At 28.8% G+C, this 14,551-nt stretch carries 17 protein-coding genes; 11 read left to right on the top strand and 6 right to left on the bottom strand.

Annotated elements, in window-relative coordinates; genetic code table 11:
* Positions 1-36 precede the first annotated feature (36 nt).
* Genes CRV02_RS04930 through CRV02_RS04910 form a run of 5 tightly spaced genes read left to right on the top strand, consistent with a single transcriptional unit; the run spans position 37 to position 4,334 of the window.
* Positions 37-969 (top strand): hypothetical protein, encoded by a 933-nt coding sequence (locus CRV02_RS04930; RefSeq protein ID WP_129089408.1) that lies wholly within the window; start codon positions 37-39, stop codon positions 967-969.
* 2 nt (positions 970-971) lie between these two features.
* Positions 972-1,793: an HDOD domain-containing protein gene (locus CRV02_RS04925; protein ID WP_129089407.1), complete on the top strand. Its 822-nt coding sequence runs from the start codon at positions 972-974 to the stop codon at positions 1,791-1,793.
* A gap of 56 nt (positions 1,794-1,849) precedes the next feature.
* Entirely contained in the window at positions 1,850-2,974 is a 1,125-nt protein-coding gene (locus tag CRV02_RS04920) for a bifunctional 2-C-methyl-D-erythritol 4-phosphate cytidylyltransferase/2-C-methyl-D-erythritol 2,4-cyclodiphosphate synthase (RefSeq protein ID WP_129089406.1), read from the top strand.
* On the top strand, positions 2,971-3,855 hold the full coding sequence (locus CRV02_RS04915; RefSeq protein WP_129085682.1) for a response regulator: 885 nt from the start codon (positions 2,971-2,973) through the stop codon (positions 3,853-3,855). Before CRV02_RS04920 ends, CRV02_RS04915 begins: the two co-directional genes overlap by 4 nt.
* Positions 3,855-4,334 carry a phosphatidylglycerophosphatase A gene (locus CRV02_RS04910; protein ID WP_129089547.1) on the top strand — a complete coding sequence of 160 codons (480 nt, stop codon included), beginning with the start codon at positions 3,855-3,857 and terminating at the stop codon, positions 4,332-4,334. The genes CRV02_RS04915 and CRV02_RS04910 overlap by 1 nt, the downstream gene beginning before the upstream one ends.
* 230 nt (positions 4,335-4,564) lie before the next feature.
* Here CRV02_RS04910 and carA read toward each other — a convergent pair whose 3' ends face one another.
* From carA to CRV02_RS04885, 5 genes are read right to left on the bottom strand one after another with little or no spacing between them, the layout of a single operon-like run.
* A complete protein-coding gene (gene carA, locus CRV02_RS04905; RefSeq protein WP_129085681.1) occupies positions 4,565-5,689 on the bottom strand; it encodes a glutamine-hydrolyzing carbamoyl-phosphate synthase small subunit in 1,125 nt (374 codons plus the stop codon).
* The gene (locus CRV02_RS04900) at positions 5,689-6,240 is read right to left on the bottom strand and encodes a DUF507 family protein (RefSeq protein ID WP_129089405.1); all 552 of its coding nucleotides are present in this window, start codon (positions 6,238-6,240) and stop codon (positions 5,689-5,691) included. The genes carA and CRV02_RS04900 overlap by 1 nt, the downstream gene beginning before the upstream one ends.
* Before the next feature lie 4 nt (positions 6,241-6,244).
* A complete protein-coding gene (locus tag CRV02_RS04895) occupies positions 6,245-7,495 on the bottom strand; it encodes an adenylosuccinate synthase (protein ID WP_129089404.1) in 1,251 nt (416 codons plus the stop codon).
* Between the two features lie 7 nt (positions 7,496-7,502).
* Positions 7,503-8,348, bottom strand: coding sequence for an ATP phosphoribosyltransferase regulatory subunit (locus tag CRV02_RS04890; protein WP_129089403.1), 846 nt, complete (start codon positions 8,346-8,348; stop codon positions 7,503-7,505).
* A gap of 5 nt (positions 8,349-8,353) precedes the next feature.
* On the bottom strand, positions 8,354-9,463 hold the full coding sequence (locus tag CRV02_RS04885; protein ID WP_129089402.1) for an alanine--glyoxylate aminotransferase family protein: 1,110 nt from the start codon (positions 9,461-9,463) through the stop codon (positions 8,354-8,356).
* Between the two features lie 202 nt (positions 9,464-9,665).
* On the opposite strand from CRV02_RS04885, the gene CRV02_RS04880 reads away from it, so the two are divergent.
* The 6 genes from CRV02_RS04880 (at position 9,666) to CRV02_RS04855 (ending at position 13,280) form a co-directional block, all read left to right on the top strand.
* Positions 9,666-9,851, top strand: a complete 186-nt coding sequence (locus tag CRV02_RS04880; RefSeq protein ID WP_129085676.1) for a hypothetical protein — start codon at positions 9,666-9,668, stop codon at positions 9,849-9,851.
* Positions 9,852-9,953: 102 nt separating this feature from the next.
* Positions 9,954-10,577, top strand: a complete 624-nt coding sequence (locus CRV02_RS04875) for a LysE family transporter (protein WP_129089401.1) — start codon at positions 9,954-9,956, stop codon at positions 10,575-10,577.
* Positions 10,578-10,716: 139 nt separating this feature from the next.
* Positions 10,717-11,169: a MarR family winged helix-turn-helix transcriptional regulator gene (locus CRV02_RS04870; RefSeq protein WP_129089400.1), complete on the top strand. Its 453-nt coding sequence runs from the start codon at positions 10,717-10,719 to the stop codon at positions 11,167-11,169.
* A 55-nt stretch (positions 11,170-11,224) separates the two neighbouring features.
* On the top strand, positions 11,225-11,794 hold the full coding sequence (locus CRV02_RS04865; RefSeq protein ID WP_128983843.1) for a YceI family protein: 570 nt from the start codon (positions 11,225-11,227) through the stop codon (positions 11,792-11,794).
* Between the two features lie 8 nt (positions 11,795-11,802).
* Positions 11,803-12,573: a class III extradiol ring-cleavage dioxygenase gene (locus CRV02_RS04860; RefSeq protein ID WP_129089399.1), complete on the top strand. Its 771-nt coding sequence runs from the start codon at positions 11,803-11,805 to the stop codon at positions 12,571-12,573.
* A gap of 2 nt (positions 12,574-12,575) precedes the next feature.
* On the top strand, positions 12,576-13,280 hold the full coding sequence (locus CRV02_RS04855; RefSeq protein WP_129089398.1) for a pirin family protein: 705 nt from the start codon (positions 12,576-12,578) through the stop codon (positions 13,278-13,280).
* A gap of 20 nt (positions 13,281-13,300) precedes the next feature.
* On the opposite strand, the gene CRV02_RS04850 is transcribed toward CRV02_RS04855, so the two are convergent.
* On the bottom strand, positions 13,301-14,515 hold the full coding sequence (locus CRV02_RS04850) for a response regulator (protein ID WP_129089397.1): 1,215 nt from the start codon (positions 14,513-14,515) through the stop codon (positions 13,301-13,303).
* Positions 14,516-14,551 lie beyond the last annotated feature (36 nt).

The raw sequence follows: 14,551 nt of genomic DNA, 5'->3' as shown, positions 1-14,551 counted from the left end.
TGATTATAATAATCCAACTAACGATTTAAGGTTAACATGAAAAGTAGCGAAAATCTAACAACACTTTATGAACATTCAAAAGCAAACCTTAAAACTATACTTAATAGTCCTATTATCGATGATATAAAACTTTTAGAATTAATAGATAAGCTTACATTTGATAATAGTTTTTCAATTAAAAAGATTGATGATTATAACTTAGATGAAATAGCTAAGGTATTTAGATTTTATGAAGAGTTATTGAAAAAAAGTTTTAATGAAGATAAAGAAAAATTTGAGCTAGAGTTTAAGCTTTATACCTTACTTATAAAAGTTTTTACAGAGCTTTGCAATACTTTTATAAATGATAAGAATAAGATTCCTAATATAGATAACTTCTTTCAAATTCTAAAAGAATCGAAAAACATGTTAAAACTAACTATTCCTTTAGACGTTAAGCATATAAATATCTTAAATAATCTAATAGGAGAACAACTTTACTATTTCTCTCATATTCATTACCATGATATTAATGCCTATCCATTAGATTATACTTTTGAAAAATATTTTCTAAATCTAGAAAAGATGTTCCATGGTTATGATTTAAGTTTATCTTCTGATTTTGGACATAAAGAGTTTACAAATAAAGACATAGAATTAGCTATTTTAAAGAACAATGCTTCATTTTTAATTCTTACACTTATTCATAAAATTTATAAATATAAGAGTTTTGATGATTTAGAGAATAATAAATTTAAAAATATTATTAAATTTTATACTGATAATTTTTCTACAGAAAAAGACACTAAAAAAGATACTATTAAAAATCTTGAAAGTCTACTTTTAAGGGATTTTATAGATAGTAATAAATATATTAAAAAAATAACAAACCATAATTTACTCACAGAAAAGTTGATTTTATTGGAACTTGATACAGATGAGTATAAACAATTAATTGATATCATAAAAAAAATTGATTTCCAGGATTGATAATGAAACAGTTAATAGTAGACAAAATTGACTCTTTGCCACCTTTACCTAATTCGGTTTTAGAATTAGAAGAGTTTAGAAAAATGCCAAGTAAAGAGCCTCTAGACTTACTAAAAATAATAGAAAAAGACCCGTTAATTATCACTACTGTTTTAAGAGTTGCAAACTCTGCAATGTTTGGATTTGTAAGTGAAGTAGAAACACCTAGTCGTGCTATCTCACTTTTAGGTGTTAATTTTACAATCTCTATTGCTTTAGGTTCTGTTATTCAAAACTTAATCCAAACTGATCTTAGTGCTTATGAAGTTTCTACTGATGACTTTATGTTCTCATGTAACTTAGCTTCAAATCTTATTAACACTTGGGTTGCGAAAATTGACAAAGACTTAAAAGAAGATTTACTATTACCAGCATTTTTACAAGAGACTGGAAAGTTTATTATTTCTGATATTATAACAGAAAATAAACAAAAAGAAGAGTTCCAAGAACAAATTGCTATAACAAAAAACCTATCAAGTGTAGAAAAAGAGTTTGTTGGTTACTCATGTGCAAGAATTACTGCAAATATTTTTAAACACTGGAACTTAAGTCATAACCTTATTTTCTCTATTGGTTTTGTAGAAGACTTAGAAAACTGCCCAAAAGAGTATCTTAAAAAAGTAAAAATATTAGAGATAATAAAAATACTTGCTGATATAAAAAATCCTCTTTCAGACTCTAATATCCAAAGAGCCTTAAACAAAGCAGAAGAGTATGGTTTTGAGTCAGAAACTTTAGAAAAAGCAATCGAATCTATTAAATATAAACTAGAAAATGATCTTTAAGATTTCATAAGTTACATTAAAGTATAATTTGTAACTTTTTTACTCAAAGGGGCCTTGTGTCGAATGTAACGCTTATAGTATTATGTGCTGGGAACTCCACAAGATTCGGGCTTCAAACAAAAAAACAGTGGCTTAGAATAGACAATCAACCACTTTGGCTTTTTGTTACAAAAAGACTCGATAATCTATATAAATTTAATAAGGTAATCATCACGTCTTCTAAAAATGAACTAAATTATATGCAAAACTTTAGTGATGATTATGAGTTTGTTGCAGGTGGAGACACTAGACAACAATCAATGAAAAACTCTCTTGAGAATGTTGATTCTGAATATGTGATGGTTACTGATGTGGCTAGGGCTTGTATTCCAGAAAATGTTATTACTTCATTAATTGATTCAAAAGAAAAAGCTGATTGTATAGTGCCTACTTTAAAAGTAAGTGATACAGTTATCTATAATGAAGAAACAATAAATAGAGATAATGTTAAACTTATCCAAACACCACAACTATCAAAAACTACTGTTCTAAAAGCTGCTTTAGAAACAGAAGAGGAGTTTACAGATGATAGTTCAGCTATAAAAGCTAATGGTGGTTCTGTTTTTTATGTAGAAGGTTCAATAAAAAGTAAAAAGCTAACTTTTGGAGATGATTTAAAAGAGTTATCATGTCTAAAAGCACCAAGCCAAAACTTTTTTACTGGTACTGGATATGATATTCACCCCTTTGAAGAAAACAAAAAAATGTATCTTGGTGGAATAAATATTGATGTTCCATATGGTTTTAAAGCACATAGTGATGGAGATGTTTTAATTCACTCTGTTATTGATGCTCTATTAGGAGCTTGTGGAGCTGGAGATATAGGTGAATTTTTCCCGGATACAGACCAAGAGTTTAAAGATATAGACTCAAAAATTCTTTTGCAAGAGATTGTAAAGTTTATTTATAATGTAGGATATGAGATAGTTAATGTTGACTTAACAATAATTGCTCAACAACCAAAAATAAATCCATATAAAAATGAAATCAAAAAAACTATTGCCTCTTTACTAAACTTAGAAAAGCAATTTGTGAATATAAAAGCAACAACTGCTGAAAAACTTGGATTTATAGGACGAAAAGAAGGAGTTGCAGTACAATCAATTGCAACTTTAAAATACTATGACTGGACGAAAAAATGAATATACTGATTATTGAAAGCGAAATTTACCTCGCCCAAAAAGTTGTCTCTAGACTATTAGATGACGGACATAATTGTGATTTTGTAGAATCACCAAACATTGATAATCTTACAAAAGATTACGATATTATTTTACTTTCTACTTCACTACCTGCTGCTTTATGTAAAACAATCATTAGAAGATATAGCGACTCAATTATTTTACTTCTTGTATCATATATTTCAGACGAAACTGTTACTGACCCAATCAAAGAGGGTGCGAAAGATTATATTATGAAGCCATTTATTATGGATGAGCTTGTAAGAAAAATCTATCACTATAGAGAGTGTAAATCTATTAGAAAAGAGCTGCAAACACTAAGAGACTATCTTAACTTCCAATTTGAAGAAGTGGATACTAGTAGCCATGTATTGCCAACATCATTTCCAACACTTATTGAAACTAACTCACAAATTAGTGCTGATAAACTAGCTTTTGAATTAGTTAGAAAACTTGATTTACAAATGAAATTTGTTTCTCTTAGCTCTGATAATTGGCAAAAAAGAGTAAATGAAAAGTTTAGTGGAGTTTTATACTTAACTGACTACCATAGTCTTAAAAAGAGTGCAAAAGAGAACCTAAACAAGCTTATTGAAGACAAGAAATGTATTATTGTATCTTTAGAAAAAGAAGAAGAGTTCCCTTATACTAAATTAGAGTTTGAAAAAGAAGATAGTCTTCTTATGACAAACAATATTATGACAATAAATGATTATGTAAAAATGATGGTTTTATCATATCAAACAAAATACCCTGATACTGAACTTTCTAAAAAACTTGGTATCTCAAGAAAATCTCTTTGGGAAAAGAGAAAGAAACTTGGAATAGAGAAGAAAAAATAATGAGAAAACTATTTTTAACTGTTTTTTATAGTGGTTTAAGTCCAAAAGCACCTGGTACAGTAGGAAGCTTTGTAGCTCTTATCTTAGGTGTTTTATTATTACAATATATTCCAGAATCAACTATGTTTTTACTTGCCTTTTTAATCTCAGTTATAGCTGTAAGAGAAATAAATAAGTATGAAAAAGAAGTTGGTGAACATGATAGCAAAGAGATTGTTATTGATGAACTTGCTGGTATGTGGATTGCCCTTTCTATTTGTGGTATTACAACTGAAAACATGTATTACTTAGCTCCTATTGCTTTTGTATACTTTAGAATCTTTGACATTTGGAAACCTTCTGTTATAGGAAGAATCGATAAAAATGTAAAAGGTGGTTGGGGTGTTATGGGTGATGACATCGTAGCTGGACTTGCTGCTGGTATTGCTACTAGTGGAACTTACTTCTTAATAGAAAAATACATCTTACCTATTATCTAAAACAGACGATTAAATTCGTTTGTTTTACAAAACTCTACATCAATATTTTTTAATCTACCATTTCAAATAAGTAAACTTTATTATAGTCAAAATATACAATTAGAGATATTTAATTATAAGATTGTAAAAAAAGTGATTGTTTTTTGTAAGGTCAAGGCAAAAGGTTTAAATAGTAAGGAGCTTACAAGTATTTGAAGTTTTTAACGCCGAGATTCGGCAAAAAAAGTGAATTACTTCACTATTTTTGCAAATTCGTCGAAAATATATTTACTTTCGTGTGGCCCAGGACTAGCCTCTGGGTGATGTTGAACAGAGAAAATCTCTTTATTTTTATATTTAACACCCTCAATAGTTCCATCAAATAAGTTTTTATGAGTAATCTCAGCAATTTGCTCAATACTATCTGGAACATTGTAGTTATGGTTTTGTGCAGTGATTTCTACAATCATTGTTTCTGGGTTTGCAACTGGGTGGTTACCACCATGTTGTCCAAATGGTAATTTATATGTATCATGTCCATGAGCAATAGATAACATTTGGTGTCCTAAACAAATAGCAAACATAGGGATATTTGCATTAATCAGTTTTTGAACTTGTTCTTTTTCTTCTGTTAAAGTTAGTGGATCACCAGGACCGTTTGATAAGAAGATACCACCAATTTCATTTGCTTCAAATCTTGCAATTAAATCATCAGCTTTAAATGTTGAAGGTACAACTTCTACTTCAAGTCCAGACTCAACTAATTCATTTAAGATATTTCTTTTAACACCAAAGTCAACTACTACAACTTTTTTATCACTCATAACAGCTTTGTTATAAGCTTTCTTTTCATGGTTCCATGCACCATTTTTATGAACATAAGCTTCTTTTGTAGATACTTCTTTGATATAGTTGATATCTTCAATTCTTGGACTTTCAGCTAATTTAGCAGCAAGCTCTTCTTTAGAAGAAATCTCAGTTGATGCAATCATCATCATTGCACCTTCATCTCTAATCATCTTTGTTAAGTATCTTGTATCAATTGCAGTGATTCCAAGAACTCCATGCTCTTTTAAGAATGAATCTAAATCACCTTCAGATCTGTAGTTAGAGTGTTCATGGTGATAATTTCTAACTAAAACACCTTTACAGTAAGCTGTTTTACTTTCCATATCATCTGCATTAACACCTACATTTCCAATTTCTGGCATTGTAAAAGTTACAAATTGACCAGCATAACTTGGATCAGAAATGATTTCTTGATATCCTGTTAATGATGTATTAAATACAATTTCTCCAACTGTTGTACCAGTTGCACCAAATGAATTAGCTTCTAAAAATGTCCCATTTTCTAAATAAATCCATACTTTTTGCATTACATTAACCCTCTTTTAATTAGTTCTTCTTCGTATAATCTATGATACACAATATCATACTCTTCAGTTCCAGCAATAAGCTTTCTTTTATAATGTTTAATCTTTTCCATTACAGCATCGTCAGCTTTTTCAAACCCTTTTAAAAACTCATCAATAGATGAGAAAATCACATTCTTAACTTGGTTATCTGAACAAGTATAGTGAATATAATCTTCTTCCCATAAATAGTCTAATACTTTATGAGCAATATCAGAAAATCTATCTTCATTGTTTAATATTACACCAAAGTCATTAGCTAGTCTTTTCTTAGTTAGCCAAAATAGTTGTCTTCTATCTGCATTTAGGAACTCAATCTCATCCTCTTGTGCATCTAGTAACTCATGAACTTTTTCATCTAACTCATGCTCTTGCTCAATATCAGCATCTAAGATTTTTTCAATCTCAGCACTGATTTCATCTTTTGTTTTTCTAATCTCTACAAAATCGCAATTAACTAAATCTCTTGAAATTCTCTTTGAGATATATGGCGTATGATGTAATTTCATTCTCATAGGGCTATCCTCTTATAATTGTGTCTGCTCTCTCTGGTGATGTTGATACGATTCCAACTTTTACACCTGTTAATTCTTCAATTCTCTCAATATATTTTTTTGCATTTTCTGGTAGTGCATCAAACTCTCTACATCCAACTACACTATCCCATCCCTCAATCTCTTCATAAACTGGTTTAACACTTTCTAAATCAGTTGGCATATAATCAATGATTTCACCATCTAAGTCATAAGCAACACAGATTTTAATTCTTGGGAAACCATCTAAAACATCAAGTTTCATTAATGATAGTTGGTCACAACCATTTAATCTAGCTGCGTGTTTTACTGCAATTGCATCAAACCAACCACATCTTCTTCCTCTACCAGTTGTAACACCAACTTCTTTTCCGATGTCAGCAATTTTTTGTCCCTCTTCAGTAAAGTCTTCTGAAGGGAAAGGACCATTTCCAACTCTAGTAGTATATGCTTTAACAATACCAGTAACTACTCCAATATCTTTTGGAGAGATACCAAGACCAGTACAAGCCCCAGCACTTACTGTACTTGAAGATGTAACATATGGGTATGTTCCATGGTCAATATCAAGAAGTGTACCTTGAGCACCTTCTAATAAAATCTTTTTATCTTCATCTAATGCTTTCCATACCATGTTTGTAGTATTTGCAATATATGGAGCAAGCTTTTCTTTATATGATTCAAGTAGTGCTACTAATTCATCTTTTGAAGGAGTATCAATCTCTAATACATCAAAGATAGCTCTATTTTGCTCAAAGAACTCAATAATACTTGTAGCTAATTTTGTAGGGTTTAATAATTCACCTACTCTAAATCCTGATCTTGCAATTTTCTCTGCGTATGCAGGTCCAATTCCCTTACCAGTTGTACCAATAGCTTTGTCACCTTTTAGTTTCTCTTTAGCTTGGTCAATTTGTGCATGATATGGTAAGTTTAAATGTGCTTTATCAGAAATGAAAAGTCTTCCTTCTAAATTATCAAATTGTTCCATCTCTTTGATAATAGATTCTGGTGATAAAACAACACCATTTCCAATTACATTTACAGCTTTTGGATTTAAAACACCAGAAGGAATTAAGTGAAGTGCGTATCTAACACCGTCTACCCAAATAGTATGACCTGCATTGTGACCACCTTGTGACCTACAAACCATGTCATAATTTTGGGCAAGCATGTCAACCATCTTACCTTTTCCTTCGTCTCCCCATTGAATACCAACTATTAAATCTGCTTTCATCTTTTCCCTAATCCTCTAAAATTTTTAATAAACTATCTGTATAAAGTGCGAAACCTAATGAAGAAATTCCATCAGAACTATATTTCCCACCTTTACTAATTACAAAATTATCTTGAATAACTCTAAAATATACATCATCATAGTATTTTAAACTTCCATGATAAAGTGGAGCAACTACTAAGTTTTTATATTCAACATTTTTAGCTGCTTCTAAAAGTTTTTCAAGTTCTGCTTTTATCACTTCTGGTGAAATTTTCATAGCTTTTTCTAAGTCTTTGATATCTTTTACTTTGATAAGTGAGTTTAACCAAGCTTCATCAATTTCAAATAGTTTTGCTATTTCACCATTTTTGAAGTAGTCAATATCTATATTAAACTCTTTTGAGATAAGTTTTGGAATATTGATATTTGACAGTTGTAATACTGGATTTATATCTAGTTCATCTAAAATATTTCCAGTAATATTTACTAAATCAACGATATTATCATGGTCTATCCATTCACATCCAATTTGATAATCTTCTGTTGATGGATATGAAAATACTGGTTGAACATAAAACCATTTTTTATGAGAAGTTGCTCTACCAAGTCTTTTTGTAATAATTCTTACAACATCAAGTGTTGAATCAGCTCTTAATGAAACTTGTTCATTTGCTTCATCTGAGAACTTGATAAGCTTTCTATCATTTTCAATTGCTTGGTGCTGAGAGTAAGAAAAGTTAGGAGTGATAATCTCTTCAAAACCTTTTGAATCAAGAATTTCACATACTCTATTTTCTAAGTTTCTCTTAGCCTTAGCTAACTTTCCAAAATATAGTCTTGAGCCCTTTGGTATTTCGTGTTCAAAAACCATAACTATTAATTTCCTTTAAACATCGCTTGAGAAAATACTTTTGAAGCAGTTCCATCAAAGTCTCTAAGTTTTAATTCATCCATTGCTAACTCAATTGCATTTACTACCCATGTAGCTTCAAAATCTTCAACTAATCCCATATGGTTTACTCTGAAGATTAATTTTTTAATATGATCTTGTCCACCAGCAATATTAACATTGTATTTAGTTTTTAAAATTTTTCTAATCTCTGGTGCATTTTCAGTATAGATAGTAGTCATCGCATTTGCAGGAGTTGCAGGGAAAACTTCACATCCAATTGCTGTTAAAGCTTCTCTAGTAGCTTTTGCTCTTAATGCTGTTTTCTCATAAAGTGCATCAAATCCACCATTGTTTTTAATATGTGCTAAAATCTCTTTTAACCCAATGATTAAAGTTGTTGCTGCAGTCCATGCTGTAGTATTTGTTCTTTGTTTTTTAATCTCAGTTGCAAGATTAAAATAAAAACCTTTTGCATTCTCTTCAATTTTAGAAACTGCATCATTTGATAAACCAATTACTGCAAGACCAGGAGGAAGCATAAGTGCTTTTTGACTTCCTGTAATTACAGCATCTAAGTTTGTAGTATCAATCTTTTCAACACCAATAGCAGTGATTCCATCCGCAACTATTGTAATGTCTTTATTTAGTTTTTTAACTTCTTTAGCAATCTCTTCAACAGGATGTCTTAATCCCCCTGCACTTTCGCATAGTTGAATAAATATTGCATCAATTTCACTGTCATTTTTAACTGCTTCTAAAATAGCATCTACACTAACAGGTGTATTCCATTCATTTTTGATTTCAGTATATTCGATGTCAAAAGCTTTACAAATTTTTCCAAATCTTTCACCGAATTTTCCTGAATTAACAGTTAATGCTTTTTTCTTTGTTAAGTTAGTAACACAAGCTTCCATTGCACCTGAGCCACTAGATGCAAGCATTACAACTTCATCCATTCCATATAATTCAAATAATAGTTCTCTTGTTTCTTCAAATATTTTTTCAAATTCTGGTGTTCTATGGTGAATAGTAACATCTGCCATAGCTTTTCTTACAAATTCTGGTACAGGCGTTGGTCCTGGTGTTAGTAACATATAATTTCCTTATAAGCTTTTAGTAAAACTCGATATTATATCCAAGTGTTTATAATTAAATGGTTAAACAAAAGAAAAACATTTTTTAAGCTTTCTTTTAGTTATAACACTTGACATTATTGTTTTTTTAATATATAATCCCCATATTATATTACTTTTTTCAATAAGTAATAGATAATTTTACAATTAAAGGACATTTAAAATGGCAAAAGAATTAAAAGAAAAAAAAGTTGCAAAAATCGCTAAAAAGGCAGCTAAGAAAGTAGCTAAGAAAAAAGACGTAAAAAAAGTTGCAAAGAAAGTTACTAAAAAAGTTTTAAAAACTAACCCAACTAAAGTAAAAGCGGCTAAGAAAGTTGCTAAAAAAGCTGCTAAAAAAGCTGCATAGTAATTAAATTTATTCCCTCCAAAAGGCAGTTTCCCAACTGCCTTTTTTTATTAATAAAACTTTTTATATAATCTTCTACAATCTTAAAATTAAAGAATCACTATGGAATTAAATGTTTGGTTAACACTATTACTTGCTACTATTGCTATTTCTGTTTCACCTGGAGCAGGAGCTGTTGTTTCTATGAACTATGGAATTAAATATGGACTAAAAAAATCATATGCTGCAATCTTTGGTTTACAAGCTGGATTACTAATACAAACTTTTGTAGTAGTAATTGGACTTGGAGCATTAATTGCAAAATCAGTTATGCTTTTTAATATAATCAAATGGATTGGTGTTGTTTATCTTATTTATTTAGGTCTTTCAAAAATCTTTGAGAAAGTAGAGACTATAGATGAAGAAGAACACTTAAAAGCATATAGTGCAAAAAAAGCCTTTATTAGTGCAACTTTAATAAATCTAACAAATCCTAAAGCAACTGTATTTTTAGTTGCATTTATTCCTCAGTTTTTAAATCCTGAGTACTCTTTATGGGTTCAATTTGGAATAATTTGCTTAACTTTATGTGTAATTGATATCTTTGTAATGACAGGTTATTCATCAATGGCATCTAAATTAAAATTTTTAATAAAAGATGTAAAAGCTATGAAAGTACAAAATAGAATTACTGGAAGTTTTTTAATTTTGGCAGCTATATTTATGAGTACAACAAAAAGAGCTTAATAAATTTTCAAATTTTATAAAAGCCCTTTTTATAGAACTTTTATTAGCATTTTACTACTAACTAGTACTACTTTAAGCTCTTGGCAACTTGACATTTACTACTAATTAGTAATATACTTTCATTCAAGGAGTTAAATACATGAATACAAAATCACTGAAAAGTTATGGAAAAAGAACAGATAAATCTATGAAAACTATTATTAGAATAGAGAGAATTAGATCAAAGTTTCATAATAGATTAGTGAACTATTTAAATGAATTTGACTTAACATTTAACCAGTTTAAAGTACTAGAAGTACTTTATCACAGAGGTGATTTAAATATTGGTTCAATTACAAAGCTTACAATGAGTACTCCTGGTAATATAACTGTTGTAGTAAGAAATCTTAAAAGAGATGGATGGATTACAACAATTTCTGACCCAGAAGATAAAAGAGCTTCTATTTTAACTATTACTAAAAAAGGAATAGAAGTAATTGAAAAGGTATTTCCAAATCACGCAAAAAACCTAAAAAAATCACTTGAAGTTTTAAGTGATGAAGAGCTTGATACTTTATATGAACTTTTAAATAAGGTCTATAAAGCAAACTAAAAAAATTTTACATTTATATTACTAACTAGTAATAATTTAATAAAAAGGAATAACAATGACAAAATTAGTAAAACTAGGATTAGCTTCAGTTTTAACAGCAAGTGCACTATTTGGTGGAACATATAACGTAGATAAGAGTCACTCAAATGTTGGTTTCAAAGTAAAACATATGATGATTTCAAATGTTACTGGTAAATTTGATAACTTCAATGGTTCATTTGAATATGATGAAAAAACAAATACTTTAAAATCATTAAATGGTGTTGTAGAAGTAAAATCAGTAAATACTGCAAATGAAAAAAGAGACAAACACTTAAAAGAATCAGACTTCTTTGCAGCAGAAAAATACCCACAAATTACTTTTGATCTTAACAAAGTAGAAGATGATAAAGCTTATGGAAAACTGACTATGAGAGGTGTTACTAAGGATGTTATCTTAGATGTTGAAACAAATGGAACTATTAAAGATCCTTGGGGAAATACAAGAGCTGGTTTAGTTCTTGAAGGTAAAATTAATAGAATGGATTATGGAATTAAATATAACTCTGTATTAGAATCTGGTGGAGTAGCAGTTGGTGAAAAAGTAAAACTAATAGTTGAATTAGAAGGTATTCTAAAAAAATAAGGATTTAAATGTACTCGTCACTATTTATTTCACATGGAGCACCAAATATTATTCTTCAAAACTCTCTTAGTAAAGCAAATATAAAAAGCTTTGCTAAGGGTTTAAAAAAACCTAAATATATAATCATTTTTTCTGCACACTATGTGACAAATGACTTAAAAATCATAAACTTTGAAAACAATGATTTATTATATGATTTTTATGGTTTTGAAAAAGAGTTATATGAGTACGAATATGAAATAAAAAGTGATAAGAGTATAAGCCTTAAAATTGTAAATCATCTTAAAGAAAATGGCATTGATATTTCTATAGATAATACAAGAGTTAACTATGACCATGGTGTATGGAGTTGCCTTTCAATGATGTATGAAAAGCTTGATATTCCAGTTATTCAACTATCTATTCCAAGCTCATATACAAAAGAACAACTAATAAACCTAGGTGAAAAATTAGCTATCTTTAAAGATGAAGCTTTACTTATAGGAAGTGGTGGATTAACACATAATCTTTCATATATGCAAGTAAGCGATTCAATTAAAACTTATGCAAAAAATTTTAATGATGAAGTAATAAATATAATACATAGTGGTAACCAAAAAAGGTTACTAGAAATAACAAAAACTATTAACTACAAACAGAATCATCCAAGTGATGAACACTTCTTACCTCTATTTATTATATTTGGAAGTGCAAAAAATAAAAAAGGCAAATCCTTTAATAGTGAATTTATGTATTCAAATATCTCAATGGAATGTTTTGCCTTTGATTTAAAGGACTAAAAATGCTAAAAAAACTAAAAAAAGAGAATATGGGAACATCAAATCTTGGTTGGCTTGAGTCAAGGTTTCATTTCTCTTTCGCAGAATATAGAAATCCAGATAATATAAACTTTGGAGTATTAAGAGTTTTAAATGATGATATAGTTCATCCAAAAAGTGGCTTTGACAAACATCCTCACCATAATATGGAAATCATCTCTTATATAGTTAAAGGTGAAATTACACATAAAGACTCAATGGGAAATGAAGAGACTTTAAAACGTGGTGAAGTTCAATATCTAAGTGCAGGAAATGGAATCTATCATAGTGAACATAATCTGCATAAAAGTGAAGATTTAAGGCTTTTACAAATTTGGATTATCCCTCCAACTATTGGTCTAAATAGACTTTACGGTTCACAAAAATTTAAAAAAGAGCAAAGGGAAAATAAGCTTTTAAATATTGTCTCTTCAAAAGATGGTAATGCTCCTATAAAAATTCATCAAGATGTAAATCTTTATGTAAGTGAGTTAGATAAAAATATAACTTTAGATTTTAAAATAGATGAAAATCGTCAAATCTATTTTGCACAAATTGAAGGGAGTTCTTTAGTAAATGATATTGAGCTAAATGAAGGTGATGCAATGGAAATTACTGAAGAGAGAAACCTTGAAATAAAAGCTTTAGAAAACTCACATTTCCTTTTTATTGAAATGATTAAAGTTTAACTTCAATAATTGATTGTTTATTACTTTTTTAGAGAATCTTCTTTAAATACTTCCCTCAAATCTTTTATTCTTTTATAAAGTTTAAAAGTTTCATCTTTCAAATCTTCAACTTGTTCTTTATTCTTTTTAAGTTCACTCTTTAAATGATAATTTTCTTCTTCAAACTTTTCTGCTTTTGCCTTTTCTATTTGAATTAGATTTACATACCTTTCAAGTTCTTCTTTTTTATTTTGCAACATTGAACTATACTTTATGTTGTCTTGTATCTTTTCATTTTCATATTCTGATACTTGTGAATCTAGCTTTCTAAGCTTTGCTTTTAAGTTTTGAATTTGCTCTTCATTTTCATTTCTAACTTGAGAAAAGCTATTAGAATCTTTTTCTAAGATATCAATTTTATTTTTATAATTGTATTCTCTAATATTAAAATCTTTTAATGTAGAAATTAGTTTTTTATGGAAATTTCTTTTTTCTAAATTTTCTTGAGTTGTTAGAAAAGCAATTGTAATAAACTCATCTTCTTTTGAATCCAATCTAAATACTGTATTTGTTAAATAAAAAGTTTCCTTATCTTTACTAATAAATTTTGTATTTCCTTTCCAAAGTTTACCATTTTTAACAACATCCCAAGCATTATCTAAATACTTACTAGGAATATCAGGATGAATAATATCTTGAAATTTTAAACCTTTTAATTCATTTTTTGAGTACCCTGAGATTTCTCTCATTGCAGAATTCATGTATAAAATCTCTCCAAGCGAATTCATTTTATAAATAACTGCCACTTTATCTACTGAAGCTAGATATTTATCAATTTCATTTTGTTTTAATTTTATTCTTGTTTCATAAAGTTTTTTTTCACATAAAATATCAACCTTCTCTAAAAGAGATTTAATACTAATTGGCTTAGATAAGAAAGAACTTGCATTTAAATTTATAGCTTCGAGCAAAAATGAAACTTCTATTTTTCCGGATGTTATAATAAATGGTATATATAAATTAGAGAGTCTAACTAGTTTTAAAAATTCTAGTCCAGACATTTTTGGCATTTCAATATCCGAAATTATTATATCAATATCTTTGTTTTCTTTAAAAATTTTATAAGCTTCTTCTCCATCACAAGCTGTATAAATTCTTTTAAAGTATTTACTTAAAGTTTTATTTAATATCTCAAGATCGTTTTTATTATCTTCTACTAAAAGTATAGTTATATTCTCTAAAAATTTTTCTTCCAATTTTAGATTTCCTTATAAGATATTATCTTTAGTTTA

The sequence above is a fragment of the Arcobacter sp. CECT 8989 genome, assembly GCF_004116715.1.
Lineage (GTDB): Bacteria > Campylobacterota > Campylobacteria > Campylobacterales > Arcobacteraceae > Halarcobacter.
This window is presented reverse-complemented; position numbering and strand designations above follow the sequence as displayed.